This window comes from Aeromonas sp. QDB68 (assembly GCF_027707405.1).
GTDB lineage: Bacteria > Pseudomonadota > Gammaproteobacteria > Enterobacterales > Aeromonadaceae > Aeromonas > Aeromonas caviae.
The window spans coordinates 80574-106939 of sequence record NZ_JAPCIQ010000004.1 but is presented as its reverse complement, the minus strand read 5'-3'; the positions used below and the strand labels follow the sequence as shown (position 1 = coordinate 106939).

Annotated in this window: 25 protein-coding genes; 14 read left to right on the top strand and 11 right to left on the bottom strand. The window is 60.9% G+C overall.

Annotated features, from left to right (window positions below):
- On the bottom strand, positions 1 to 579 hold the full coding sequence (lolB, locus tag PG892_RS02610; RefSeq protein ID WP_069784693.1) for a lipoprotein insertase outer membrane protein LolB: 579 nt from the start codon (positions 577 to 579) through the stop codon (positions 1 to 3).
- Between the two features lie 125 nt (positions 580 to 704).
- Between lolB and hemA the strand changes: the two genes are divergently transcribed.
- From hemA to PG892_RS02575, 7 genes are all read left to right on the top strand, one after another.
- Complete coding sequence (gene hemA, locus PG892_RS02605) at positions 705 to 1964, top strand: glutamyl-tRNA reductase (protein ID WP_270825103.1); 1260 nt, start codon at positions 705 to 707, stop codon at positions 1962 to 1964.
- A 51-nt stretch (positions 1965 to 2015) separates the two neighbouring features.
- Complete coding sequence (gene prfA / locus PG892_RS02600; RefSeq protein ID WP_010673849.1) at positions 2016 to 3104, top strand: peptide chain release factor 1; 1089 nt, start codon at positions 2016 to 2018, stop codon at positions 3102 to 3104.
- The gene (gene prmC, locus PG892_RS02595; protein ID WP_010673850.1) at positions 3104 to 3937 is read left to right on the top strand and encodes a peptide chain release factor N(5)-glutamine methyltransferase; all 834 of its coding nucleotides are present in this window, start codon (positions 3104 to 3106) and stop codon (positions 3935 to 3937) included. The genes prfA and prmC overlap by 1 nt, the downstream gene beginning before the upstream one ends.
- Positions 3938 to 3980: 43 nt before the next feature.
- Positions 3981 to 4361 (top strand): SirB2 family protein, encoded by a 381-nt coding sequence (locus tag PG892_RS02590; protein WP_010673851.1) that lies wholly within the window; start codon positions 3981 to 3983, stop codon positions 4359 to 4361.
- Between the two features lie 11 nt (positions 4362 to 4372).
- Positions 4373 to 5173: a SirB1 family protein gene (locus PG892_RS02585; RefSeq protein WP_010673852.1), complete on the top strand. Its 801-nt coding sequence runs from the start codon at positions 4373 to 4375 to the stop codon at positions 5171 to 5173.
- A 105-nt stretch (positions 5174 to 5278) separates the two neighbouring features.
- Positions 5279 to 6133, top strand: coding sequence for a 3-deoxy-8-phosphooctulonate synthase (gene kdsA / locus PG892_RS02580; protein ID WP_010673853.1), 855 nt, complete (start codon positions 5279 to 5281; stop codon positions 6131 to 6133).
- Positions 6134 to 6419: 286 nt separating this feature from the next.
- On the top strand, positions 6420 to 7703 hold the full coding sequence (locus PG892_RS02575; protein ID WP_010673854.1) for a dicarboxylate/amino acid:cation symporter: 1284 nt from the start codon (positions 6420 to 6422) through the stop codon (positions 7701 to 7703).
- Between the two features lie 79 nt (positions 7704 to 7782).
- Here the strand turns inward: PG892_RS02575 and grcA are convergent, their stop codons facing one another.
- Positions 7783 to 8163, bottom strand: a complete 381-nt coding sequence (grcA, locus tag PG892_RS02570; protein WP_010673855.1) for an autonomous glycyl radical cofactor GrcA — start codon at positions 8161 to 8163, stop codon at positions 7783 to 7785.
- Between the two features lie 614 nt (positions 8164 to 8777).
- On the opposite strand from grcA, the gene ung reads away from it, so the two are divergent.
- The gene (ung, locus tag PG892_RS02565; RefSeq protein WP_010673856.1) at positions 8778 to 9458 is read left to right on the top strand and encodes a uracil-DNA glycosylase; all 681 of its coding nucleotides are present in this window, start codon (positions 8778 to 8780) and stop codon (positions 9456 to 9458) included.
- A gap of 160 nt (positions 9459 to 9618) precedes the next feature.
- Positions 9619 to 10164 (top strand): hemerythrin domain-containing protein, encoded by a 546-nt coding sequence (locus PG892_RS02560; protein ID WP_010673857.1) that lies wholly within the window; start codon positions 9619 to 9621, stop codon positions 10162 to 10164.
- A gap of 93 nt (positions 10165 to 10257) precedes the next feature.
- Here PG892_RS02560 and PG892_RS02555 read toward each other — a convergent pair whose 3' ends face one another.
- Positions 10258 to 10437, bottom strand: coding sequence for a DUF3545 family protein (locus PG892_RS02555; protein WP_010673858.1), 180 nt, complete (start codon positions 10435 to 10437; stop codon positions 10258 to 10260).
- Between the two features lie 180 nt (positions 10438 to 10617).
- Positions 10618 to 11568 (bottom strand): transaldolase, encoded by a 951-nt coding sequence (gene tal, locus PG892_RS02550; protein ID WP_010673859.1) that lies wholly within the window; start codon positions 11566 to 11568, stop codon positions 10618 to 10620.
- Positions 11569 to 12292: 724 nt separating this feature from the next.
- On the opposite strand from tal, the gene PG892_RS02545 reads away from it, so the two are divergent.
- The 3 genes from PG892_RS02545 to yidZ all read left to right on the top strand — a co-directional run bounded on the left by PG892_RS02545 (position 12293) and on the right by yidZ (position 16984).
- Positions 12293 to 13723, top strand: a complete 1431-nt coding sequence (locus PG892_RS02545) for an alanine/glycine:cation symporter family protein (protein ID WP_010673860.1) — start codon at positions 12293 to 12295, stop codon at positions 13721 to 13723.
- A gap of 179 nt (positions 13724 to 13902) precedes the next feature.
- Positions 13903 to 15054 (top strand): CMY-1/MOX family class C beta-lactamase MOX-8, encoded by a 1152-nt coding sequence (locus PG892_RS02540; protein WP_010673861.1) that lies wholly within the window; start codon positions 13903 to 13905, stop codon positions 15052 to 15054.
- Between the two features lie 292 nt (positions 15055 to 15346).
- Entirely contained in the window at positions 15347 to 16984 is a 1638-nt protein-coding gene (gene yidZ / locus PG892_RS02535) for an HTH-type transcriptional regulator YidZ (protein WP_080560456.1), read from the top strand.
- A 59-nt stretch (positions 16985 to 17043) separates the two neighbouring features.
- Here yidZ and ruvX read toward each other — a convergent pair whose 3' ends face one another.
- From ruvX to metK, 7 genes are all read right to left on the bottom strand, one after another.
- Positions 17044 to 17466, bottom strand: coding sequence for a Holliday junction resolvase RuvX (gene ruvX, locus PG892_RS02530; RefSeq protein WP_010673863.1), 423 nt, complete (start codon positions 17464 to 17466; stop codon positions 17044 to 17046).
- A gap of 109 nt (positions 17467 to 17575) precedes the next feature.
- Entirely contained in the window at positions 17576 to 18130 is a 555-nt protein-coding gene (locus PG892_RS02525) for a YqgE/AlgH family protein (RefSeq protein WP_010673864.1), read from the bottom strand.
- A gap of 154 nt (positions 18131 to 18284) precedes the next feature.
- Positions 18285 to 19235, bottom strand: a complete 951-nt coding sequence (gshB, locus tag PG892_RS02520; protein WP_010673865.1) for a glutathione synthase — start codon at positions 19233 to 19235, stop codon at positions 18285 to 18287.
- Between the two features lie 123 nt (positions 19236 to 19358).
- Positions 19359 to 20090, bottom strand: a complete 732-nt coding sequence (gene rsmE, locus PG892_RS02515; protein WP_010673866.1) for a 16S rRNA (uracil(1498)-N(3))-methyltransferase — start codon at positions 20088 to 20090, stop codon at positions 19359 to 19361.
- Between the two features lie 129 nt (positions 20091 to 20219).
- A complete protein-coding gene (locus PG892_RS02510) occupies positions 20220 to 20912 on the bottom strand; it encodes an endonuclease (protein WP_010673867.1) in 693 nt (230 codons plus the stop codon).
- A gap of 73 nt (positions 20913 to 20985) precedes the next feature.
- Positions 20986 to 21525 carry a SprT family zinc-dependent metalloprotease gene (locus tag PG892_RS02505; protein WP_010673868.1) on the bottom strand — a complete coding sequence of 180 codons (540 nt, stop codon included), beginning with the start codon at positions 21523 to 21525 and terminating at the stop codon, positions 20986 to 20988.
- Between the two features lie 67 nt (positions 21526 to 21592).
- On the bottom strand, positions 21593 to 22744 hold the full coding sequence (gene metK, locus PG892_RS02500) for a methionine adenosyltransferase (protein WP_010673869.1): 1152 nt from the start codon (positions 22742 to 22744) through the stop codon (positions 21593 to 21595).
- A 340-nt stretch (positions 22745 to 23084) separates the two neighbouring features.
- Here metK and tkt point away from each other — a divergent pair, with 340 nt between their 5' ends.
- Positions 23085 to 25076: a transketolase gene (gene tkt / locus PG892_RS02495; RefSeq protein ID WP_010673870.1), complete on the top strand. Its 1992-nt coding sequence runs from the start codon at positions 23085 to 23087 to the stop codon at positions 25074 to 25076.
- Positions 25077 to 25311: 235 nt separating this feature from the next.
- Positions 25312 to 26271: a putative phage abortive infection protein gene (locus PG892_RS02490; protein ID WP_113725002.1), complete on the top strand. Its 960-nt coding sequence runs from the start codon at positions 25312 to 25314 to the stop codon at positions 26269 to 26271.
- Positions 26272 to 26366 lie beyond the last annotated feature (95 nt).

The window sequence follows — 26366 nt, the reverse complement described above, 5'->3', positions numbered from 1 at the left end:
TCACTGTGCCAGCGTCCACTGGTTGATCTGCAACTTGAGGCGGCTCTCCTGGCCCGTCATGGTCAGCAGGTGCGGCAGGCGGTAGCCGTCCTGGTCCCGGTAATCGCCGTAGAGGATCTGCCACTGGCCATCGCGCACACTGGCGAGGCTGGCGTCGGGATTGAGCTCGAACTCGGCGTTGCCCGGCAGCCCCTTGATCCACTCCGGCAGCCCGGCCACCGGAATGTGCCAGCCGGTGAGCTGGTAGACGAGCGCCTCGGCATCCTGGCTCTGGTGCAGCCTGCCGTCGTTGTCGAGCAGGGTCACCTCGCCCCCGGTGCGGGAGAGCTCCAGGATATGGGTGCCGATCAGGCTGGTGAGGTTGAGGCGGTAGTCGTCGCCGTTCTGCTGCCAGTTGAGGCGGGCGCTGCCCTTCTGGCGGGCGGTGATGATGGCCATCTTGCCCGACAACTGCCAGTGTGTGAGGCGTTCGAGGCGGGCGCGCTCCTGCTGCCAGTTGACCTGATCCCGCTGGGGTTGGGTGGTGGTACAGCCCGCCAGCACCAGCAGGCAGGCGAGGGAGAAGATACGCAACAACAAGGTGGAGCTCCGCAGATGAGGTTTGCGACAGTATAAGGGGCGGCCGTATTGCTTTTAAAGACTTACCCTTTCTCGTACAATTGTCGGCCTCTACACCCTGTGCATGAAACGATCATCACCCACCCATGAGTCTGCTTGCCCTCGGAATCAACCACAACACCGCCAGTGTCGCCTTGCGGGAGCGGGTCGCCTTTGGCCCGGACCGCATCGATCGCGCCCTGCGTGAGCTGGTGGAGCAGCCTGGCGTCAGCGAGGCGGTGATCGTCTCCACCTGCAACCGCACTGAGCTCTATTGCAGCCTGGAGCAGGGGCAGGGGGAGCAGGTGCTGAACTGGTTGCAGCGGTTCCACGCGCTGGAGGCGAGCGAGGTGCTCTCCGCCATCTTCCGGCACCAGGACGAGGAAGCGGTGCGGCACCTGATGCGGGTGGCCTGCGGCCTCGACTCCCTGGTGCTCGGGGAGCCGCAGATCCTGGGGCAGATCAAGCAATCCTACGCCCACGCCCAGCAGGCGGATGCGGTGAAAGGATCCCTGGAGCGCCTGTTCCAGAAATCCTTCTCGGTGGCCAAACGGGTGCGCACTGACACCGAGATCGGCGCCAGCGCGGTGTCGGTAGCCTTCGCCGCCGTGAGCCTGGCCCGCCGTATCTTCTCCGATCTCTCCCAGACCAAGGTGCTGCTGGTGGGCGCCGGCGAAACCATCGAACTGGTGGCCCGCCATCTGCGCGAGCAGAGCGTGACCCGGATGATGGTGGCGAACCGCACCCTGCAACGGGCCCAGTTGCTGGCAGAGGAGTTCGGTGCCCAGGTAATGACGCTCGAAGAGATCCCGGACTACCTGCACGAGGCGGACATCGTCATCAGCTCCACCGCCAGCCCCCTTCCCATCCTCGGCAAGGGCATGGTGGAGCGGGCGCTGAAGGCCCGCCGCTTCAGGCCCATGTTCCTGGTGGACATCGCCGTGCCGCGTGACATCGAGGCCGAGGTGGACGAGCTCTCCGACGCCTACCTCTACACGGTGGACGACCTGCAGGGCATCATCGAGCAGAACCTCGAGACCCGCAAGCGGGCGGCCGCCGAGGCGGAGCTCATCGTCCAGGAAGAGCGCGACGACTTCATGGGCTGGTATCGCAGCCAGCACTCGGTGGATCTCATCCGCGATTACCGTCACCAGTCCCAGCAGGTGGCCGATGAAGAGCTGCAGCGCGCCCTGCTGGCCCTGCAACAGGGCGAGAATGCCGAGCAGGCCCTCAGGGCCATGGCGCACCGCCTCACCAACAAGTTGATCCACGCACCGACCCAGGCCCTGCGCCAGGCCGCCGCCCAGGGGGATGCCCACAAGCTGGCCCAGCTGCGTCAGGTGCTGGGATTGTCACAAGAATCATAGTGTTGGGGCGGCCCCTTGGCCGTCCCGTCCTCCATCGAGAATCCAAGAGTCATGAACCCGTCATTGATCAGAAAGCTGGAAGGCCTCATCGAGCGCCACGAAGAAGTACAGGCCCTGCTCGGCGAGCCCGGGGTGGCCTCGGATCAGGACAGATACCGTGCCCTGACCCGGGAATATGCCCAGCTGGAAGACATAGTCCACGCCTTCCAGCGTTTCCGTCAGGCCGAAGAGAACCTAGAGACCACCCGGCTGATGCTGGAGGAGGAGGATGCCGACCTGCGCGAGATGGCGCAGGAGGAGCTGCCGCTCGCCAAGGCGGCCTTCGAGGAGCAGGAGCAGGCGCTGCAGGTGATGCTGCTGCCGCGGGATCCCAAGGATGACAACAACTGCTATCTGGAGATCCGCGCCGGCGCCGGTGGTGACGAGGCGGCCATCTTCGCGGGGGATCTGTTCCGCATGTATTCCCGCTACGCCGAGCGCCAGGGCTGGCGTGTCTCCATCGTCAGCTGCAACGAGGGCGAGCACGGCGGCTACAAGGAGGTGATCGCCAAGGTGGACGGCGAGCACGTCTACGGCCGCCTCAAGTTCGAATCCGGCGGTCACCGGGTGCAGCGGGTGCCGGAGACCGAGTCCCAGGGCCGGGTGCACACCTCCGCCTGCACCGTCGCCGTGCTGCCGGAAGTGCCGGAGGCCGAGCAGATCGAAATCAACCCCTCGGAGCTGAAGATCGACACCTTCCGCGCCTCCGGGGCCGGCGGCCAGCACGTCAACAAGACCGACTCGGCCATCCGCATCACCCACCTGCCCACCGGCCTGGTGGTGGAGTGCCAGGACGAGCGCTCCCAGCACAAGAACCGCGCCAAGGCGATGTCGGTGCTCTCGGCCCGCCTGCAGGCGGCCGAGGACGAGCGCCACCGCGCCGCCGAGCAGAGCACCCGCCGCAACCTGGTGGGCTCCGGGGATCGCTCCGAGCGCATCCGCACCTACAACTACCCCCAGGGACGCCTCTCCGAGCACCGGATCAACCTCACCCTGTATCGCCTGGGCGAAATCCTGGAGGGAGATCTGGACTGCGTGATCACCCCCCTGGTGCAGGAGTATCAGGCGGATCAGCTCGCCTCCCTGGCCGAGAGCAACTGATGCAGATCCAGCAGGCCCGTGCCCATATCATGGCGACCCTGGCCTCCGGGGAATCCCCCCGCGCCGACGCCGATGCCCTGCTCTGCCATCTGCTGGAGTGCCGGCGCGGCTACCTGATGACCTGGCCGGAGCGCGAGCTCGATGCCGCCCAGCAGGCGACCCTGGCGGGCTGGCTGGCGCGCCGCCTCCAGGGCGAACCCATCGCCCACCTCATCGGCGAGCGGGAGTTCTGGTCCCTGCCGCTGAAAGTGAGCCCGGCCACTCTGATCCCGCGCCCGGATACCGAGGTGCTGGTGGAGCAGGCGCTGGCGCGCCTGCCAGCAGGCCCCTGCGCCCTGCTGGATCTCGGCACAGGGACCGGCGCCATCGCGCTCGCGCTCAAGTCCGAGCGACCGGATGCCGATGTATGGGCCGTGGACAGGATGCCGGAGGCCGCCGCCCTGGCCCGCGCCAACAGCGCCGCGCTGGGCTTGCCCGTCACGGTGCGGGACGGCAGCTGGTTCGAGCCGCTCTCGGGTGCTCCGCGCTTTGCGATGATCGTCTCCAACCCGCCCTACATCGACGGGGCGGATCCTCATCTCGACGAGGGGGACGTGCGCTTCGAGCCCCGCTCCGCCCTGGTGGCGGACGAGCAGGGGCTGGCGGACATCCGCCTCATCGTGGCAGGCGCACCTGCCCACCTGGTTCCCGGTGGCTGGCTCCTGCTGGAGCACGGCTGGGAGCAGGGGGCATTGGTGCGTCAACTCCTGTTGCAGCAAGGCTACGACCAGGTGGAAACCGTGCGCGATTACGGTGATAACGAGCGAGTGACCCTGGGGCGGCTGGCTCGTTGACGATGACGGGCGGGCTCTTCCCGCCCCCGTGCAAGGAAATGTTATGTATGTTGTGCTCAAGCATCTGCACCTCGCCCTGATAGCCGGGGCCGTGCTGATGTTTATCCTGCGCTTTTACTGGTCGCAGACCGGCTCCGCCCTGGCGGGGGCCCGTACCCTCAGGGTGAGCGGCTGGCTCAACGGCCTGGTGGTGCTCTCCGGCGTGCTGTTGTGCATGGTGCTGGACCTCAACCCCCTCAACAACGCCATTCCCTGGCTCAGCGAGAAGCTGACCGCGGTGCTGGTGGTGATGTTTCTGGCCATGATGGCCCTGCGCCTGGCGCGCAGCAACGGCATCCGCTGGTTTGCCTTCCTGGGCGCCCTGGGGTGGATCTTCTTTATCGCCAAGCTGGCGGTACAAAAGCAGGCCAGCCTGTTCGGTTAGGGATGACGACGATGATACGCGTGGACGAATGGACCGATTTCGAAGCCCATGACATCGCCGAGCTGGCGCTGTCGGTGAGCGACGAGATCCGGGGACAGGGTGGGAGCGGGGAGGCCGAGCTGGCCCGCCTCGATGCCTGGCTGGACGAGGCGATTGCCGAGGGGGACTGCGACGAGGTGCGCCGCCAGCTGCTGCAGGGGTTCTACCAGACCCTGGGGTTTCGCGGCGACTGGCAGGATTACTTCTCGGCGGCCAACTGCGACCTGAACCAGGTGCTGGCAAGGCGCAAGGGGATCCCGGTCAGCCTCGGCATCCTCATCATCCAGCTGGGTCGCAAGATAGGGCTGGATGTGGAGGGGATCTGCTTCCCCGGCCACTTCCTGCTGAGCTTCGCCGGCCTGGAAGGGGAGGTCTATGTGGACCCCTTCAATGGGGACGAGCTGAGCCGGCACCGCATCGAGCTGCTGCTGCGCGGCGCCCTCGGCAACCTGGCGAGCCTGAGCGACGACCACCTGCAGCCATCGGGGCAGTGGGAGATCATCGAACGGTTGCTCAACGTCAGCAAGGGGGCCCTGCTGCGGGAGGAGCGGATGACGGAGGCGCTGCGCTGCAGCGAGCTGCTGCTGCGCATGAAACCCGGCGATCCGCTGGAGACGCGGGATCGGGGCTTCATCTACGAGCAGCTCGATTGCCCGCGCTTCGCCGCCGACGATTTCGAGTACTTTATTGAACAATGCCCCGACGATCCCGTGGCCGACGTGCTGAAAACCCAGCTGGCCAGTCTGGATCTGAGCCCCAAGCCACTCCATTGAGGGGGCTGGGAAATCAAGCGGAAGAATATCGAGGCCGCCGTGCCCAGGGCACAGCGGCCGGATGTGGATTCAAGCCCCGAGCCCTTTTACCTAAGGAAGCCTGAGATGGAACAGAAGAATATCAAGATCAACCAGATCGACGTCGCCAACGACAAGCCCTTCGTGCTGTTCGGCGGCATGAACGTGCTGGAGTCCCGCGACATGGCGATGGCGGTGTGCGAGAAGTACGTGGAAGTGACCAGCAAGCTGGGCATCCCGTTCGTGTTCAAGGCGAGCTGGGACAAGGCCAACCGTTCCTCCATCCACTCCTATCGTGGCCCGGGTCTGGAAGAGGGGATGAAGATCTTCCAGGAGCTGAAAGCGACCTTCGGCATGCCGGTGATCTCAGACCTGCACGAGCCCCATCAGGCCAAGCCGGTGGCGGAGGTGGTCGACGTCATCCAGCTGCCCGCCTTCCTGGCGCGCCAGACCGATCTGGTGGAGGCTATGGCCCGCACCGGCAACGTCATCAACATCAAGAAGCCGCAGTTCCTGAGCCCGAGCCAGATGAAGAACATCACCGACAAGTTCGAGGAGTGCGGCAACGATCGCCTTATCCTGTGCGAACGCGGCGTCAACTTCGGCTATGACAACCTGGTGGTGGACATGCTGGGTCTGGGCGTCATGAAGAAGAGCACGGGTGGCTACCCCGTCATCTTCGACGTGACCCACTCCCTGCAGTGCCGTGACCCCCTGGGCGCCGCCTCCGGTGGTCGCCGCGAGCAGGTGGCCGAGCTGGCCCGTGCCGGCATGGCGGTGGGCCTGGCAGGCCTGTTCATCGAATCCCACCCGGATCCCAAGGTCGCCCGCTGCGACGGTCCGAGCGCCCTGCCGCTGGAGAAGCTGGAAGGCTTCCTCAAGCAGATGAAGGCCATCGACGATCTGGTCAAGGGCTTCGAGCCCCTCGATACTTCGGTCTGATCCAGGCTTAGGTTGAAAAATGCCCCGCTCTGCGGGGCATTTTTATTTCTTCCGTCTTCACATGGCGCCGCTTCATGGTCATTACTGCAAGGTTGCTGTGGTGTTAATGATGTTAAATATATTGTGTGATTGATGTCGCTAAATTGATTCTTATAACGTGTGAAAGTGCCGCCGTCGGAATGGCGAAATGGCATGAACCGGGTGAGAGGTGTGAACTGTCTCGCCGCGGATCCCTGCACGCGTTTTTTGCCATCGCCCGTGTCAATTAATTAACAGGACGTTGAGCATGCACAAGAAAATAGTCAGCAGCCTCTACTTTCAGGTGATATTGGCCATCACCATCGGAATATTGCTGGGGCACTTCTATCCGAGCCTGGGCGCCGATATGAAACCCCTCGGCGATGGTTTCGTGAAATTGATCAAGATGATCATTGCCCCCGTTATTTTCTGTACCGTGGTGACGGGGATCGCCGGCATGGAGAGCATGAAGGCAGTCGGCAAGACGGGGGCCATCGCGCTCATCTATTTCGAGGTGGTGAGCACCCTGGCGCTGATCATCGGCCTGTGCGTGGTCAACCTGCTGCAACCCGGGGTCGGCATGAACGTGGACCCCTCCTCGCTGGATGCCAGCGCCATCTCCGCCTATGCGGAGCAGGCTCAGTCACAGGGCATCGTCGCCTTCCTGCTGGACGTGATCCCGGCCAGCGTGATCGGCGCCTTTGCCAGCGGCAATATTCTCCAGGTGCTGCTGTTTGCGGTGCTGTTTGGTTTTTCCCTGCATCATATCGGTGAGAAGGGTAAGGCTATTTTCAATATCATCGACGGCTTCTCCCAGGTTATTTTCGGGATCATCAACATGATCATGAAATTGGCACCTGTCGGGGCATTTGGTGCCATGGCGTTTACCATAGGAAAATATGGCATCGGCTCCCTGGTACAGCTCGGGCAATTGATCGCCAGCTTCTATCTGACCTGTCTGCTGTTTATTTTCCTGGTGCTTGGCAGTATCGCCAAGGCAAATGGCTTCAGCATAGTGCGCTTTATTTCCTACATCCGGGAAGAGCTGCTGATCGTGCTCGGCACTTCCTCATCGGAATCCGTATTGCCGCGCATGCTGGTGAAGATGGAGGCGCTCGGCTGCAAGAAGTCGGTGGTGGGCCTGGTGATCCCGACCGGTTACTCCTTCAACCTGGACGGCACCTCCATCTACCTGACCATGGCCGCCGTCTTCATCGCCCAGGCGACCAACACCCCGCTGGACTTGTTCCATCAGCTCACTCTGCTGGTGGTGCTGCTCATCTCCTCCAAGGGGGCGGCCGGGGTCACGGGCAGCGGCTTCATCGTGCTGGCGGCGACCATCTCGGCGGTGGGACATCTGCCGCTGGCCGGGCTGGCGCTGATCCTCGGGATTGATCGCTTCATGTCGGAGGCGCGCGCCCTGACCAACCTCATCGGCAACGGGGTGGCGACCCTGGTGGTAGCTCGTTACTGCGATCAGCTCGACGAGGCCACCATGCAGGACGCCCTGGCGAAACCCGTGGTGGCAAGGCCGGTGGACCTGCGAAGCTGAGCCAGGTTCCGGCGGTGATCATCACCCATGAAAAAACGGCCCGAGGGGGCCGTTTTTTTATCTCTTTACGCAGGGCGCCTTACAGGCTCTGGGTGAAGGTGCGGGTGACCACGTCACGCTGCTGCTCCGGGGTCAGGGCGTTGAAACGCACGGCGTAACCGGAGACGCGGATGGTGAGCTGCGGGTATTTTTCCGGGTTGGCGATGGCGTCTTCCAGGGTTTCGCGGCGCAGTACGTTGACGTTCAGGTGCTGACCCCCTTCGACCACAGGCTCTTGCTGAACCGGCAGTTCACGGTATTCGAATTGACCCAGGTCGGAGAGGCTGACTTCCTGATCGGCGGCAAAGCTGTCGCCCTTGGCGCAGATGCAGCGAGCCTGTTGTTTCTCTTCGTCCAGCAGCCAGAAAGAGTTCAGCAGAGCGGCGTTGGCGGACTGGGTGATTTGGATGCCCTTGATCATGGTATGACTCCTCATAGGAAAGCGGATTCAACGGTAAGCACATTACCCTGATGTTTTTAAACCACCTCTTGGAAGGAATGATTTAACGGGGCCTTGCCTTACACCTTTACTTCGTTGGGGCCATATATACCACGACGGTAATATTACGAAAATTGATCCAAATCAATAAAACCCCATTTTGCACGCATTAAAAGGGATTAAATCATTGAGTTGAATCAAAAACAGATCATTTTTCTGTTTTTGTAAGATATATGAATTATGCATTTTTTATTATTCATATCTAGTAATTTAACTACACCTTTAGGGTTTATTTCTGGCGTCAGCGAAAACCGGCCTGCCCATGAGGCTTGTCCGAAGGACATCCTGTTATTCCTGTGTCGACGCAGCCCCGGTCATTGCCCGTGAACGCCGCCGCCACTTCCCAGGCTGGCCAGGCTGAGCCTGACCTCCATGCGGTTGCGTCTTGGGGGCGAGGACCCTATCCTGAGCCCCTTGCTCTATTGACCGAGGAGATAGCGGTGCCAAGCTGGACAGAAGGCGGGGAGTGGGGAGAGGGAGAGGCTGGCATGCCAGCCAGGATGGAAGGAGTGGATTCGCAACGAGAGGAGACGGGTGTGCTGACCTGGAAAGATGTGATTGGTTCGGAGAAAGAGCAGGCGTATTTCATGGACACCCTGGCCACCGTCAGGGCCGAGCGGGAGGCGGGCAAGGTGATCTATCCCCCGGCGACCGAGGTATTCAATGCCTTCAAACTGACCGAGCTGGATGACGTCAAGGTGGTGATTCTGGGGCAGGATCCCTATCACGGCCCGGACCAGGCGCACGGCCTCTGTTTCTCCGTCTTGCCCGGAGTGCGCACGCCGCCGTCCCTCGTCAACATCTACAAGGAGATGCAGCGGGATCTGCCGGGTTTTGTCACACCCAATCACGGATTCCTGGAATCCTGGGCCAGACAGGGAGTGCTGCTGCTCAATACGGTGCTGACGGTCCAGGCGGGCATGGCGCACTCTCACGCCCACCTGGGGTGGGAGACCTTTACCGATCGGGTCATCGAGCGGATCAATGCCCATTGCCAGGGAGTTGTCTTCCTGCTGTGGGGCGCTCATGCCCAGAAGAAAGGGCGCTTCATCGACCGGTCGCGCCACCATGTGCTGAGCGCCCCCCATCCCAGCCCGCTCTCTGCCCATCGCGGTTTCATCGGTTGCGGCCACTTCTCCGAGGCCAATCGCCTGCTGGTCCAGCAAGGACGCAGTCCCATCGACTGGCTCTCGGTCTGCGCCGATCCGGCGGCCTGACGCCGTGCATGCACAGGGGAAATGGTGTCCCCTGTGCCTCCTGTGGTGAGAGGCTGGTGCAGCCGCTGTCTGCATCCGACTTGATTGAGTGCAAAGTTCAGGCAATAAATGACCGTATACTCGAGACAGACGTTTTCTCATTTCAGTGCAAGGAGTGCCCATGTTATCCAGTCTGCATAAGGACCACCTCAACATCACCCGGTTGCTGACGCTGCTCAAGCAAAAGCTGGCGGCCATTCGCAATGAGCAGCCGGTCAGCTACTTCCTGCTGCGGGATGTGGTGGATTATCTGCGCGAGGTATCTGACAAGTACCACCACCCGAAGGAAGACATGATTTATGACTACTACCTGAAATACAGGGTGGTGGAGGGGGAAGTGGCCAACCGGTTGCACGAGGAGCACGCCCGTCTGCTGGATGCAGGGACCGAGCTCAAGGAGATGGTGGAGATGATCCTGATGGATGCGGTCATCCCGCTGGATCAGTTCGTGGCCTGTCTGGAGCAGTTCATCGAGCAGCAGGAGGCGCACATGAACTATGAGGAAGGGGTCATCTTCCCCCATCTGCGCGACTCCCTGACCGAGGATGACTGGCGTCATCTCGAACAGCTCTGGCAGAACCGGGCCATCAATGATCCCCTGTTCGGGGCGGAGGTGAGCCAGCACTTCCAGGCGCTGGCCAAACAGCTCTCGCTGCCTGCAGCCTGACAGGATCACCCATAAAAACAGCGCCCCGGTCAATCCGGGGCGCTGTTTTTATGGCTCCACTCGCTGGAGTGAAACATGGGCGACGTGGGCGTATCAGAGCTCCAGGTCGTCCGATCCTTCATAGGCGATGTCGATGGCCTGCAGCTCCTTTTGCAGGCGGTGCTTGTCTTTAAGCGCCTCAATCTCACGCCATTTGCGTTTTTTTCCCGTTGTCCCGCGGCTACGTGAACCCAGCTCAACGACCTCGTCAAAATCGAAGTTGAACATGTCCATGGCTCCCTCCTTGGTTTTATGGTTTTCACCATCCGTATAACACGACGCCTTTGAAAATAAAACGTTTTTATGACGAAGTTGTGACAACCGGAAACAGGCACAAAAAAACCGGGCTGCCCTTTCGGGAGCCCGGTTTTTGCAGCGCCACTTCGCTCTGTGAGAGCCGTGTGGCGAGCGGCCTTACAGGTGGCTTGCCAGCATGGTTTCCAGCTTGCCCTGGTCGATGGCGAACAGGCGGATGCCTTCCCCCAGTTTCTCGACTGCCATGGCGTCCTGGTTCAGCTCCCAGCGGAATTCGGCTTCGGTCATCGGGGCCGGTTTGGCTGTGCGCTCGCCGGTGTAGTCCAGTTTGCGCACCACGGTGCCTTCGGCCTTGCTCAGCTCTTCCAGCAAAGCGGGGCCAATGGTCAGGCGGTCGCAGCCGGCCAGTTCCAGGATTTCGCCGGTGTTGCGGAAGCTCGCGCCCATGACCACGGTCGGGTAGTCGTGCTGCTTGTAGTAGTTGTAGATGGCGGTGACGGAGACCACGCCCGGATCTTCACTGGCGGTGTAGTCACGGCCGTTCTTGGCCTTGTACCAGTCGAGGATGCGGCCCACGAACGGGGAGATGAGGAAGGCGCCGGCTTCGGCACAGGCACGAGCCTGGGCGAAGGAGAACAGCAGGGTCAGGTTGCACTGGATACCCTCTTTCTCCAGCACCTCGGCGGCACGGATCCCTTCCCAAGTGGAGGCCAGCTTGATCAGGATGCGATCATTGCTGATGCCGGCTTCGTTGTAGAGGCGGATCAGCTTGCGGGCCTTGGCGATGCTGGCGTCGGTGTCGAAGGAGAGGCGGGCGTCCACTTCGGTGGAGATGCGGCCCGGGACGATTTTCAGCACTTCGAGGCCGATGTTGACCGCCAGCTTGTCGCCTGCGTCGATGATTTGCTGTGCCTTGTCCTGGCTCTGGGATTTGGCCCAGGCAATGGCGTCCTGGATCAGGGCTGCGTACTCGGGGATCTCGGAGGCCTTGAGTACCAGAGAGGGGTTGGTGGTGGCATCGATGGGCTGGTAGCGCTTGATGGCTTCGATGTCGCCGGTATCGGCAACCACTGTGGTCAGGGCTTTCAGCTGGGTCAATTTATCGGCCATGGCAAATATCATCTCTTTATGAGGGAGCAATCCCAGGGTGGCGGGCATGAGACGGCAGTTCTGAAATTAAATTACAAGATCCCGGCGGCTCAGGCTCAGAAAGGGGCGATGGGCAGGCCCCATCGTCATTGCCTGCCTAATTAATACGGATGTGGCGCATCCTGCAATAGGGGGGCTTGTATGCGAATCAGCCAGGTGGTGAAAGCGGTACCGGCTGTCGGGTGAAAGTGTTTGATAAAAAAAGAGTTTTATTCATGGTGTGGCGGCTGGCTCCGACATGGAAAAGCGCAATTATTTTGGTGGATTCATGAATTTGTGCGGGAGGTCACATAAATAGTTCTGTCAGCTACTTGAAATTTAATTACGTGTAAAACGTTTTGCGTTACAACCCCTTGCCGATGAGGCATGAGAGGCAAACGCTTGTCTCCCTGGTTTCGTTTCACTCAGCGGTTTTTACCCCCATGGGATGAGTTGTAAAATGGTTCTCTATTGGCTCTAATTTGTGTGGGGCTGGGTTGCGCATCAATTTTTGTTGATTTATTGCGTGCTAAATGAAGCTTTTTTGCATCAAATTGCTCGTTTTTTGTCTCCCCAGTGAGCCCTGTCACTATTCTGAATTCCCTCGCTATGCTAGATTCCGCCCCTTCGGCGCAATGCTGGTTCGGAAATTGACAGAGAGCGGTCAGCGCAGACTGGCCATGGATGTGATAACAACGAGAGAATTATGGACACCTTGATTGCAATGATTAACGACCTGATGTGGGGAGCCGTGCTCATTTACCTGCTGATCGGGGTCGGTATCTTCTTTACCTTCCGTCTGGGCTTTATCCAGATCCGCCACTTCGGCCACATGTTCTCGGTCCTGCGCAACAGTCGCAAATCCGACAGCGCCGGCATCTCCTCCTTCCAGGCTCTGTGTACCAGCCTGGCGGCACGCGTCGGGACGGGCAATCTGGCCGGTGTGGCCGTCGCCATCTATCTGGGTGGCCCTGGCGCCGTCTTCTGGATGTGGCTGATCGCCTTCATCGGCATGGCCACCGCCTTCGTGGAGAGCACCCTGGCCCAGCTCTACAAGGTCAAGGATGAGGATGGCAACTACCGGGGCGGTCCCGCCTACTACATGGAGCGCGGCCTCGGCATGCGCTGGATGGGGGTGGTCTTCTCCCTCTGCCTGCTGCTGGCCTTCGGTCTGGTGTTCAACGCGGTGCAGGCCAACTCCATCAGCCTGGCCATGAACGTCGCCTTCGGCATCCCTGACTGGGTGAGCGGTCTGGCCCTGGTGGTGCTCTCCGGCCTCATCATCTTCGGCGGCATCCGCGGCATCGCCCGTTTCGCCGAGCTGGTGGTGCCCTTCATGGCGCTCGCCTACATCCTGATGGCGCTGTTCGTGGTGGCCATGAACATCAGCGAGCTGCCCGGCGTGCTGGCCCTGATCATCAAGTCTGCGTTCGGCATCGAGCAGGCGGGTTCCGGCGCCATGGGCTATGCCATCTCCCAGGCGATGATCAACGGCATCAAGCGCGGCCTCTTCTCCAACGAGGCGGGCATGGGCTCTGCCCCCAATGCTGCCGCCACCGCCACCCCCTATCCGCCGCACCCGGCCTCCCAGGGTTATGTGCAGATGCTGGGTGTCTTCCTCGATACCATCGTCATCTGTACCTGTACTGCCGCCATCATCCTGATGTCCGGCCAGTTCGAGCCGGGCTCCGGTGTGACCGGTGTCGAGCTGACCCAGCGTGCGCTCTCCTCCCAGGTGGGCGGCGGTGGCAACATCTTCATCGCAGCGGCCATCTTCTTCTTCGCCTTCACCTCCATCGTGGCGAACTACTCCTATGCGGAGACCAACCTGGTGTTCCTCGAGCACAACCACAAGGGCGGCCTGATGCTGTTCCGGATGTTCGTGCTGGGCATGGTGATGTTCGGCTCCGTGGGCGAGCTGCCGACCGTGTGGGCTCTGGCGGATGTCTCCATGGGGCTGATGGCCATCGTCAACCTGGTGGCCATCCTGCTGCTCTCCGGCGTCGCCATCAAGCTGGCCAAGGACTACAACGACCAGCTCAAGCTGGGGCGCGTCCCCACCTTCGATGCCAACAAGTACCCCGAGCTGCGCAGTCAGCTGGAAGAGGGGATCTGGGACAACCCGGGCAAGAAATAAGCCCGTGTTGCAAGGTGATTGAAGGGGAGCCATGGCTCCCCTTTTTCATGGGTAAAAAGAGGGGGTGGCTTCACACAGACTTCACAGAGCCTCATCGGCAGCACACCTCGTGGGACTATGCTGGGCTCATCAGTCGCCGCCATGGCGATACCTTGCTAACGACAGTCAGGAGACATGCTATGCAACAACGACAATCCATCCTGTGGGGCGCTTTGGCCACCCTGATGTGGGCCGGTCTGGCTCATGCCGGTGACAAGGCGGCGACCGATCCCCTGCGCCCCGTGGTGGATGCCAGCATCCGGCCGCTGCTCAAGGAGCACAGGATCCCGGGCATGGCGGTGGCCGTGCTCAAGGATGGCAAGGCCCACTATTTCAACTACGGTGTGGCCGATCGGGAGCGCGCGGTCGGTGTCAGCGAGCAGACCCTGTTCGAGATAGGCTCCGTGAGCAAGCCCCTGACCGCGACCCTAGGAGCCTATGCGGTGGTCAAGGGAGCGATGCAACTGGATGACAAGGCGAGCCGGCACGCCCCCTGGCTCAAGGGATCCGCCTTTGACAGCATCACCATGGGGGAGCTGGCTACCTACAGCGCGGGCGGCTTGCCGCTGCAATTCCCCGAGGAGGTGGATTCGCTCGAGAAGATGCAGGCCTACTACCGCCAGTGGACCCCAGCCTACTCGCCGGGTTCCCATCGCCAGTACTCTAACCCCAGCATAGGGCTGTTCGGCCACCTGGCGGCGAGCAGCATGAAGCAGCCGTTTGCCCAGTTGATGGAGCAGACGCTCCTGCCGGGGCTTGGCCTGCACCACACCTATGTCAATGTGCCGAAGCAGGCCATGGCGAGTTATGCCTATGGCTATTCGAAAGAGGACAAGCCCATCAGGGTCAGCCCCGGCATGCTGGCGGACGAGGCCTACGGCATCAAGACCAGCTCGGCGGATCTGCTGCGCTTTGTGAAGGCCAACATCAGCGGGGTTGATGACAAGGCGTTGCAGCAGGCCATCTCCCTGACCCACAAAGGGCACTACTCGGTAGGCGGGATGACCCAGGGACTGGGTTGGGAGAGTTACGCCTATCCCGTCAGCGAGCAGACATTGCTGGCGGGCAACTCCCCGGCGATGATTTACAATGCCAACCCGGCGGCGCCCGCGCCCGCTGCGGCAGGGCACCCTGTGCTCTTCAACAAGACCGGCTCGACCAGCGGCTTCGGCGCCTATGTGGCCTTCGTGCCGGCCAAAGGGATCGGCATCGTCATGCTGGCCAACCGCAACTATCCTATCCCGGCCAGGGTGAAAGCGGCCCACGCCATCCTGACGCAACTGGCCAGGTAATGGTGCGCCGTCGCTGAGCCTTGAGGGCACGTCGCATCGCGGCGTGCCCGTTACCTCGGACCCGACCCCTCAAGGGCGACCTGGCAGGGGGCGGGTCGATGAGCATGCCAGTCCGGGCCTCTCCTGCGGGAGATGTCCGGATTGGCATCCACCGAGTGCCATCTCGTCACTAGGCCCCGGCAGGCCGTCCGCTCTATAGTGCCCGGCATCTTCCTCTGCTTTTGCAGGATTGAGTTGTCAATCTCGCTGACAGCGCACCTGTGATGGTGAAACCTGCTGCTATGGAGCCTTCATGGGTATGTTTCTGCTGTGTACTTTTCTGATGATCATCCTCTATCCCCTCGGGATCGATCTCTATCTGGTGGCCGTCCCCCGCATTGCGCAAACCCTGCAGGGGAGCGAGGCGCAGATCCACACCGCTTTTTCCATCTATCTGCTGGGCATGGCGGCTACCGTGCTGCCGGGGGGCATGCTGGCGGATCGCCATGGCAGGCGTCCCGTGGTGCTGGGGGGCGCCCTCATCTTCGTGGTCGCTTCCCTGGTGGCGGCGGAGGCAACCGGCATCGCCCAGTTTTATCTGGGGCGTTTCTGGCAAGGGGTGGGCGCTGGAGCGCTCTACATCATGACCTTCACCGTGCTGCGGGATGTGCTGAGCCAGGCGCGCCTCGCGATGGCCCTCTCCCTCATCAACGGCGTGATTTGCGTCATTCCGGTGCTGGCTCCCGTACTCGGTTATCTCATCCTGTCGCACTTCGAGTGGCGCGGCATCTTCGTGGGCATGGCGCTGGTGGCTGCCATCAGTGCCCTGGTCAACCTGCGACTGCTCAAGGAGACCCGCCCCGCCCGCCAGCCTGCGTGGGCATCGCCGTTGGCCCTGCTGGGCATGGCCCCCTTCATGCAGCGCGCCTTGCTGACCAGCGCCAGCGTGACTGCCATCCTGGTCTATGTGAGCGTCTCGCCCCTCGTCCTGATGACCACGTTCGGCCTGTCTCCCGAGCAGTACACCCGGCTGATGATGGCGATGGCCGGGGTGAGCATGTCCGCTTCCTTCCTGACCCTCTTGCTGCTGCGCTGGCTCGGCAAGCTGCGGGACTGGTTCGGGGACCCCCTCTTCGTGCGCGTGCGCCAGGGCTTGCAGCCGACCAACCTCTCCCTGACCCTGGCAGAGGAGCTCAAGACCTGGTTCCAGCTCACCGAGAGCATCAGCACCCTCAACCGCGAGGCGATCCCCGAGGGGGCCCGCTTCAGTCTGGTGATGGAGTCCCCCTTTGGCATCAGCTTCCTGAGCGAGCTGCCCACGACCATCTACCAGAAGTACCCCCACTCCGTGGTCAGGATGCTGGGCTGGGATCACCACTCTCTCAACGACATCGTCAACGGGGAGGCGGATCTCGGCTTCTGTGCCCGGGAGACCCACGGCCGCTCCCATGCCAGGGTCAACCGGCTGCCCTATTACATCGATCATGAGGTGCTGTTCTGCGATCGTCCCGTGGTGTTCCTGCGCAAGGATCACCCCTTGCTCGGGCAGACGTGGTCGCTGACCCGCTTTCTGGCCTGCCCCCAGGTGAGCGTGGTGTGGGAGGCCAGCGACAGCTGGGCACTGGATGATCTGCTGGAGGACGAAGGCCACAGGCGGCAGGTGCCCATCATGGTGGCGAGCTTCGAGCAGGCGCTGCATATCGCCGCCCAAAAGAGCCACGAGCTGATCGCCGTGGTGCCTTCATATTGCGCGGACTATGCCGCCAGACATCACCCCGACCTCATCCCCATGCCGTTGCCGCTGGAAGAGTCTCTCTATGCCCAGCTGGAGATCGCCTTCATCCTGCTGTGGCACAAGCGCCACAATCAGGATGCCAAGGTGATGTGGTTGCGGGGGGAGATCCGGCGGCTCTATGGCCTGGCCGCGGCGGGGATGACGCGTTTTGCCTAGGGCGGGCCCATGGGGAGCGGGGCGGTGAAAGAGAAGCAAGGGGGAGGAGGCTCCCCGGTTTAGTCGTACTGCTCTTCCATCCAGGCTTCGACGATGAGCTGGGCGGAGACGCCGTCCACGCTCCCCTTGTCCAGCGCCTTGTAGCCGCCACGTTCAAACAGGCGGGCGCGGGCATCCGTGGTGGTGAGCCGCTCGTCCTTGAACTCCACCGGCTTGCCGAAGCGACCGTGCAGGCGATTGCCGAACTTGCGAGCTCGCACCGTGATCTCCTGGTCCGTGCCATCCATGTTGAGCGGCAGACCGACGATCAGCAGATCCGGTTGCCACTCCTTGATCAGCTTCTCTATCTCGTCCCAGTTGGGGATGCCGTCGTTGGCCTTGAGGGAGCGAAGGGGGCGGGCGCTGCCCGTGAGCTCCTGGCCGATGGCGACACCGATGCTCTTGGTGCCGTAGTCAAAGCCCATGATGCTGCGTGATGACATGGGGTCTCCTCGAAATGGATGGATAAATGAAGGGGGAAGACCCCTCCCTGTCTCCCCCTGATCGTGGGGGGAGAGCGTGCCGTCTCCCCCGGAGGGGAGGTCCGGGGTGTCAGCTATGGCCCACCTGGCTGGAGAGGTGCAGGGGGTTGACCCCAATGCTCGCGGCGGCTTGCTGCCAGCGCAGGTGGATGGGGGTATCGAAGACCAGCTTGGGATTGGGGGGGATCACCAGCCAGGCGCCATCCACCAGCTCCTGCTCGAGCTGGCCTGCACTCCAGCCGGCGTAACCGAGCGCCACCAGCCAGTGGTCCGGCGCCTCGTCGGTGCCCAGGGTCTCCAGGATGTCCTTGGAGGTGGTGACCATCATCTCGTCGCTCACCTGCAGGGTGGAGTTGAAGCCCGGGCGGAAGCTGTGCAGCACGAAGCCGCGATCCCCGTGCACCGGCCCCCCCTGTAACACCGGCTGTTTCATCTCGGCGGTGGCGGGGGGATTGAGGTTGAGCTTGGTCAGCATGGCGTCCAGGGACATGTCGACCGGAATGTTGACCACCAGTCCCATGGCGCCTTCGCTGCTGTGTTCGCACAGATAGACCAGGGAGCGCTGGAAATAAGCGTCCGTGAGGCTCGGCATGGCGAGCAGAAAGTGATTTTGCAGTGTTTGCATGGAGCGTATGTATCTCTAAGCGTGCAAAGGTATTTGGGGTGATTATGGCAGTTGATGGCGGCGGGCAAAACCGCTTTTTGCCGGCAGGAGGGCGGCAGTCAAAGGGGCCTTCACGGCCCCTTGTGTGTGTGTCCTCGCCGTGGCAACGAAGGGGTCAGCGGCCCAGTCGGCGCTCGATGGCGTCCATCAGCATGCCGGTGATGGAGACGTCGAAGGCCGCCTCAATCTCGCGGATGCAGGTCGGGCTGGTGACGTTAATCTCGGTCAGGCGATCGCCGATGATGTCGAGGCCGACGAAGATGAGCCCCTTCTCTTTCAGCGTCGGGCCCACCGCGCGGGCGATGGCCCAGTCCGCGTCACTCAAGGGGCGGGCCTCACCACGGCCACCGGCCGCCAGGTTGCCACGGGTCTCACCTTGGGCCGGAATGCGGGCCAGGCAGTAAGGTACTGGTTCGCCGTCCACCACCAGCACCCGCTTGTCGCCATCCTTGATGGCGGGCAGATAGGTCTGCGCCATGCAGTACTGGCTGCCGTGAGAGGTTAATGTCTCGATGATGACGCCGACGTTGGCGTCATCCTCCTTCATGCGGAAGATGGAGGCGCCGCCCATGCCGTCCAGCGGCTTGAGGATGACGTCCTTGTGCCTGGCGTGGAAGGCCCGCAGCTTGTCTGCTCTGCGAGTGACGAGCGTGGTCGGGGTGTGCTCGGCAAACCAGGCGGTGTAGAGCTTCTCGTTGGCGTCGCGCAGGCTCTGGGGCTTGTTGACGATGAGGCAGCCCTCATCCTCGGCCCGCTCCAGCATGTAGGTGGCGTAGATGAACTCCGTGTCGAAGGGGGGATCCTTGCGCATCAGGATCACATCCAGGCTGGAGAGCGGCTGATCCACCACCTCGCCGAGGCTGTACCAGTCGGCATAGTCATATTTGACGGTGAGCGGGCGCATGGTACCGAAGGCGCGACCGGCCTCCATGTAGAGATCCTTCATCTCCAGATAGAACAGCTCGTAGCCGCGCTTTTGCGCCTCTTCGAGCATGGCGAAGCTGGAGTCCTTCTTGATGTTGATGGCCGAGATGGGGTCCATCACGATGCCGAGTTTAATGGTCATCCGAGTTTCCTTCCTAATGGCTCGATGGGATGTGATGACCCCCTCCCTGCCTCCCCCTTCACAAGGGGGAGGGGCCTGTTGCTCCCTCCCCTGCGAAGGGGAGGGTCGGGGTGGGGTCGGCTGTCAGGCCAGATCGCCAAAGCGGCACTGAAGCGCAGTAATTGCCGTCAGGGCGGCGGTTTCGGTGCGCAGCACCCGCGGCCCCAGCAGCATCTCCTTGAAATCTTCCTGCACGGTACGGGCGATCTCGTCGCTGGACAAGCCCCCTTCCGGGCCGATCAGCAGGCGCACGCCGTGCTCGGGGATGGGCAGGGTGTTGATGCTGTAAGGGGCGCGCGGGTGCAGGTTGAGCTTGAGCTCCTGAGTCTCTTCCGCCAGCCAGGCGTCCAGCTCCATCGGCATGCGCACCTCGGGCACGGTATTGCGGCCGCACTGCTCGCAGGCGCTGATCACCACTTTTTGCCACTGCTCGCGTTTTTTCTCCAGCCGATCGGCGGGCAGCTTGACGCCGCAGCGCTCGGAGAAGAGCGGCGTGATGCAGGTGACGCCGAGCTCCACGGATTTCTGGATGGTGAAGTCCATCTTGTCGCCGCGGCTGATCACCTGACCCAGGTGGATGGCAAGGGGGGACTCCACCGAGCGGGTCTCGCAACTGTCGATGGTCACTTCCACCGACTTCTTGCCGACGTTGGCGATGGTGGCGGGGTACTGGTTGCCGTCGCCGTTGAACAGCTCGAGCTGCTGGCCCGGCTGCATGCGCAGCACGCGGCCGATGTGATTGGCACCGTCTTCCGACAGGGCGAGGGTCTGGCCAACCTGCAGGCTGGCCGGTTCATAGATACGTGGAATGCGCATGGCTGATAGTCAGTCTCTTGCTTGGAAACCCTTCAATACCCTACTGCACGGCGGCGAGCAAGGCTCGCGAGACAGAGAGTGAAGGGATTCAGGAGGAGGGGGACGCTCCCCCTCCCTGGTCAAATGGGGTTATTGGCACTGCTTTTCAATGAAGGGATTGGTATTGCCCTGCAGCTTGCCGATACGGCGGTTGCGCTCGCACTCCCAGCGATCAGCCGGATACTGCCTGTCCCAGGCTTCGTAAAGCTTGCGCTGCTGGGCCGCCAGACGCAGTCCGTACTGCTGGCTCATGTAGAGGTAGGCGCGGGCGATCTGGCCACGCACCGGCCCCTTGGGCGGCTGCACCTGGCGCTCCTTGAAGTCCACCAGCATCTGGCACTTGCCGTACTGGTTCGGTTTGCCGTTCCAGTCGCTGAAGCGGAAGTTCGCCCGATCACCGTTCACCTCGCCGATGGTGGGGAAGAGGTTGTGCATGTCTCCCTCCATCCTGTTGAACTCGTCGCTCTTGCCGCAATTCTTGCGACCCCCGTCCTGCCAGCACTGGAGCTGGTGGCCGAACTCCCAGGCGGGCACCACGTGCTCCCATTCGATGCGGGAGGCCCGCTCGGCCTGTTTGCGCGGCAGGTAGCCGCAGCTCTCCCAGTCGGGGGCCATCTTCTTGCCGCTGAACTTGATGTTGCAGCCGCAGTAGAAGGTGACGGGGTGGCTCTGGTAGAGCTTGTTCAGATCCTGCTTGGCGGCGCGAAAGGTCTGGATGTTGTCGGCATGGGCCGGGGCGCTGACCAGCAGGGCCAGGCAGAGGGAGAGCAGAGGGCGAAACATGAATATCCTTGGCAATGAGACAGTTGAATGAAGTAAGCGCGCACCCTATCACAGGAGCGCGACACGGGGTGACTCAATCCGCCGTCGTGTCGCGCTGCCACACCAGGGGCTGGCGACAGCGGCGGCAGTGATAGCGGGCCTCGCCGCGCATCACCTTGTTGTGGCGGCGCACCGAGAGGGGATGCTGCTGGCAGGCGCAGGCATACACGAAGGTGCGCTGGGCCAGCACCCCCAGATCGAAGCTGTGGGTGGTGCTGGGTTCGAGACCGAACAGCTCCCGCATCACCGACTGCCACTGGCGACCGTGGGGCAGTACCCGGCTCTTGCCACGCCCCTCTCCCCAGAGCGCATAGACCAGCAGGTGCGCCACCTCGTGGGGCACTACTTCCCTGAGAAACGCCTGCTGATTGGCCTGATAGAGCGCCGGATTGAAACGCAGCTCCCAGGTTTGCAGCCGCGCAGACCCTGCCGCCCGGCCCCGCATGTTGCAATGGACTTGCGGGCGGAGAAAGGTGCGGCCAAGGCGCGTTTCAGCCTGCACAAAGCAGGCCTCGACGCGCGCGAGCAGCATCTCGATGAGGGCGGGGTCAAGCCGGGTGGCAGTGGCAGGCATGGGATCCTCGGGACGGACACAAAAGCAAAAGGGGAGCCTGGCTCCCCTTTTATCACAACCTCGGGCCTTACAGGCCGGCGGCAGCGCGAAGCAGCTCGGCCTTGTCGGTCTTCTCCCAGGGGAACTCGTCGCGGCCGAAGTGGCCGTAAGCGGCGGTTGCCTGGTAGATCGGGCGCTTCAGATCCAGCATCTCGATGAGGCCATAGGGGCGCAGCTCGAAGAACTCGCGCACCAGCTTGACCAGCAGGGCTTCGGCCACCTTGCCGGTACCGAAGGTTTCGACGCTGATGGAGGTGGGCTCGGCCACGCCGATGGCGTAGGAGACCTGCACTTCACAGCGATCCGCGAGGCCTGCGGCCACGATGTTCTTGGCCACGTAGCGGGCGGCGTAGGCGGCGGAGCGGTCCACCTTGGACGGATCCTTGCCGGAGAAGGCGCCACCACCGTGACGGGCCATGCCGCCGTAGGTGTCGACGATGATCTTGCGACCGGTCAGACCGCAGTCACCCATGGGGCCGCCGATGACGAAACGACCGGTCGGGTTGATGAAGTACTTGGTGTCCTTGTTGATCCACTCGGCGGGCAGCACCGGCTTGATGATCTCTTCGCGCACCGCTTCCACCAGATCGCTGTGGCTGATGGAGTCGCAATGCTGGGTGGAGAGCACCACGGCATCGACACCCAGGATCTTGCCTGCGTCGTCGTAGGCGAAGGTCAGCTGGCTCTTGGCGTCCGGACGCAGCCACGGCAGGGTGCCGTTCTTGCGCACTTCTGCCTGACGCTTCACCAGCAGGTGGGAGTAGGTGATGGGCGCGGGCATCAGCACGTCGGTTTCGTTGGTGGCGTAGCCGAACATCAGGCCCTGGTCACCGGCACCTTGCTCCAGCGGGTCGGTACGGTCGACGCCCTGGTTGATGTCCGGAGACTGTTTGCCGATGGCGTTCAGCACGGCGCAGGAGTCGGCGTCGAAGCCCATGTCGGAGTGGGTGTAACCAATCTCGCGCACGGTGTCGCGCACGATCTGTTCGATGTCGACCCAGGCAGAGGTGGTCACTTCGCCGGCTACCATCACCATGCCGGTCTTGACCAGGGTTTCGCAGGCGACGCGCGCCTTGGTGTCCTGCTGCAGGATGGCGTCCAGCACCGCATCGGAGATCTGGTCGGCGATTTTATCGGGATGGCCTTCGGAGACCGACTCGGAAGTAAACAGCTTTGCCATGTTTGGTTCTCGATTCGTAAGGGTTATCGCCTTGGCCATAACCGGATAATGACAGGATGACTGTAGAGGTATCTACATCTGGACGTCTATTTTAAATAGGTCATCCGGTGATTGCCAGCACTATTTGGGGGTGGAGCCGCCCGGGGCGGGATGGGGAAGGGATCCACCTCCATGGAGGTAAAGCAGGGGGCGGATTGAATCGTTTTCCCCGCCCAGAAAAGCGATTGTGCTCCCAAAGCCACTTTATTCGCCCAGATAATATTTGCACGCCGCGCCCCCTGCTGGGACAATAACGCGCCTTAATCTTGGCCATCAAATGAAGCAATCGCAGGAGATACAGATGCCTTCTCGTAAAGAGCTTGCCAATGCCATTCGTGCATTGAGTATGGATGCCGTTCAAAAAGCCAACTCCGGTCACCCGGGCGCCCCCATGGGAATGGCGGATATCGCTGAAGTGCTGTGGCGCAGCCACCTCAAACACAACCCGAACAACCCCAAGTGGGCCGACCGCGACCGTTTCATTCTCTCCAACGGCCACGGCTCCATGCTGCTGTACTCCCTGCTGCACCTCTCCGGTTATGACCTCTCCATCGACGATCTGAAAAACTTCCGCCAGCTGCACTCTCGCACCCCGGGTCACCCGGAGTACGGTTATGCGCCGGGCGTTGAAACCACCACCGGCCCGCTGGGTCAGGGCATCACCAACGCCGTGGGCATGGCGATCGCCGAGAAGGCCATGGCCGAGCAGTTCAACCAGCCGGGTCACGACATCGTCGACCACTACACCTACGCCTTCATGGGCGACGGCTGCCTGATGGAAGGTATCTCCCACGAAGCCTGCTCCCTGGCCGGCACCCTGGGTCTGGGCAAGCTGATCGCGTTCTGGGATGACAACGGCATCTCCATCGACGGTCACGTAGAAGGCTGGTTCACCGACGACACTCCCAAGCGCTTCGAAGCCTACGGCTGGCACGTCATCCCGGCCGTTGACGGTCACAACCCGGAAGCCATCAACGCTGCCATCGAAGCCGCCAAGGCCGAGACCGGCAAGCCGACCCTGATCTGCTGCCGCACCATCATCGGCTACGGTTCCCCGAACAAGTCCGGCTCCCACGACTGCCACGGCGCACCGCTGGGCAACGACGAGATCGCCGCCGCCCGTGCCTTCCTGAAGTGGGACCACGCGCCGTTCGTCATCCCGTCCGACATCGCCGCCGAGTGGAACGGTCAGGAGAAGGGTGCCAAGCTCGAATCCGACTGGGCTGCCAAGTTCGCCGCCTATGAAGCCGCTCACCCGGCCCTGGCTGCCGAGTTCAAGCGCCGTACCGCTGGCGAGCTGCCGGCCAACTGGGCTGCTGAATCCGCCAAGATCATCGAAACCCTGCAGGCCAACCCGGCCAAGATCGCGACCCGTAAAGCGTCCCAGAACTCTCTGGAAGCCTTCGGCAAGCTGCTGCCGGAATTCATGGGCGGCTCCGCGGATCTCGCGCCGTCCAACCTGACCATGTGGTCCGGCTCCAAGTCCCTGACTCCCGAGAGCGCCGCAGGCAACTACATCCACTACGGCGTGCGCGAGTTCGGCATGTCCGCCATCATGAACGGCATCGCCCTGCACGGTGGTTTCATCCCCTACGGCGCCACCTTCCTGATGTTCATGGAGTACGCCCGCAACGCCCTGCGCATGGCCGCCCTGATGAAGCAGCGCGCCATCTTCGTCTACACCCACGACTCCATCGGTCTGGGTGAAGATGGTCCGACTCACCAGCCGGTCGAGCAGATCGCCTCCCTGCGTCTGACCCCGAACATGAGCACCTGGCGCCCGTGTGACCAGGTAGAGTCCGCCATCGCCTGGAAACACGCCATCGAGCGTACCGACGGCCCGACCTCCCTGATCTTCTCCCGTCAGAACCTGGCCCAGATGGACCGCACCGCCCAGCAACTGGCCGATGCCGCCAAGGGTGGTTACGTGCTGAAGGATTGCGCCGGTACCCCGGAGCTGATCCTGATCGCCACCGGTTCCGAAGTGGAGCTGGCCGTGACTGCCTATGAGCAGCTGACTGCCAATGGCCGTGCCGTGCGCGTGGTCTCCATCCCGTCTACCGACGTGTTCGACGCTCAATCTGCCGAGTACAAAGAGTCCGTCCTGCCGGCCGCCGTCACCAAGCGTGTGGCCATCGAAGCGGGCATCGCCGACTACTGGTACAAGTACGTCGGTTTCGGCGGCAAGATCATCGGCATGCGCACCTTCGGTGAGTCCGCTCCGGCCGAGCTGCTGTTCAAGGAATTCGGCTTTACCGTGGAAAACGTGGTTGCGACCGCAGAGTCCCTGTAATCGCTGAACGTTGGGCCTTTTTGGCTCAATAGCCGGAACAATAAAACGCCCTCCATCGCAAGATGGGGGGCGTTTTTTATGGAGTTAAAGGAAGATTTCAGTTAATTATGTATATATATAAACTATTTTTTAAAGATACTTTTCGAGCCATGAAAACATCCAAATAACACCATTGTCATTATGGGGGGGGCCGGTAGTAACATTTGACAATTCATTCTAACGAGCACGCTTGAGTATGAATAGTTACGAAAAGCCATTTTATATATCATTATTAATAATTTTTTTAATCTTTGCTCTCTATGGTGCGGCATTACTTTGGATTGTGTGGCCAATTTCTGAATTTTCAGTTACTAAAGCTGGAACATTTGGGGATAGCTTTGGAGTATTAACTTCATTTTTTACTGGTATTGCATTCTCTGGAATATTAGCGACTCTCTTTATGCAAAGAGAAGATCTTAAATTAACGAGAGAAGAGCTGATTGAGACAAGAAAAGAAATGTTTTCACAGAGTCAGACTTTTGCAAGGCAGAGATTTGAAGATTCTTTTTATCAGTTACTAAAATTATATAAAGAAAATCTTAAAGATTTATCTATCAGAACCCAAGAGCAATCAACTCGGCTCTGTGGTGTCGAGGCATTGCGATTTTTAATCTTAAAGTTTGATAAATTGTGGGCTTCACAAGGATATCGTTCCCTTCCAAGTGAAGAGAATGCTCTACTTGCCTATAAATATGAACTAATTCGGTCTATTAAGTCTGTTTTTATTAAGCAAAGTCGATATATCGGTACTTTCTATAGTATCCTTACCCTTATAGATGAGGAATGTAAGGCTCCACTAATTAAAGAAACTTACTGGAGAATTTTAGCATCACAACTAACAGCGTATGAGGTAAAATATTTATTTTATCAGGCAGTTGTATATGGTGACAATAAATTTTTTAAAAATCTACTTATCGAGTCCATGGTTTTTCAAGAGTTGATTCTTAGCCAAGGATTTACTAAACCTAATTTAACTATATTTGAAGGGATTTTAGAAGTTAAAATAAATGCAGTTGCCAGTAAAGATAAAATCCCAATGTCTAAAAAGCAAATAAAAATCGCTAGGAAATTTATATCTGCACGCAATGCAAAGTTAAAAGCGAAGAGCAATCAAGAAAAATCACCACAGCCTGTAGGTTCGATTAGCGAAGCGTAATCGGACGTTCGCGTTCTTTAAGACGATGCCATAAAAATAATATCCCTTCCTGTTACCAAAAAAGAGACCGGCATATAGCCGGCCTCTTTTTTTTT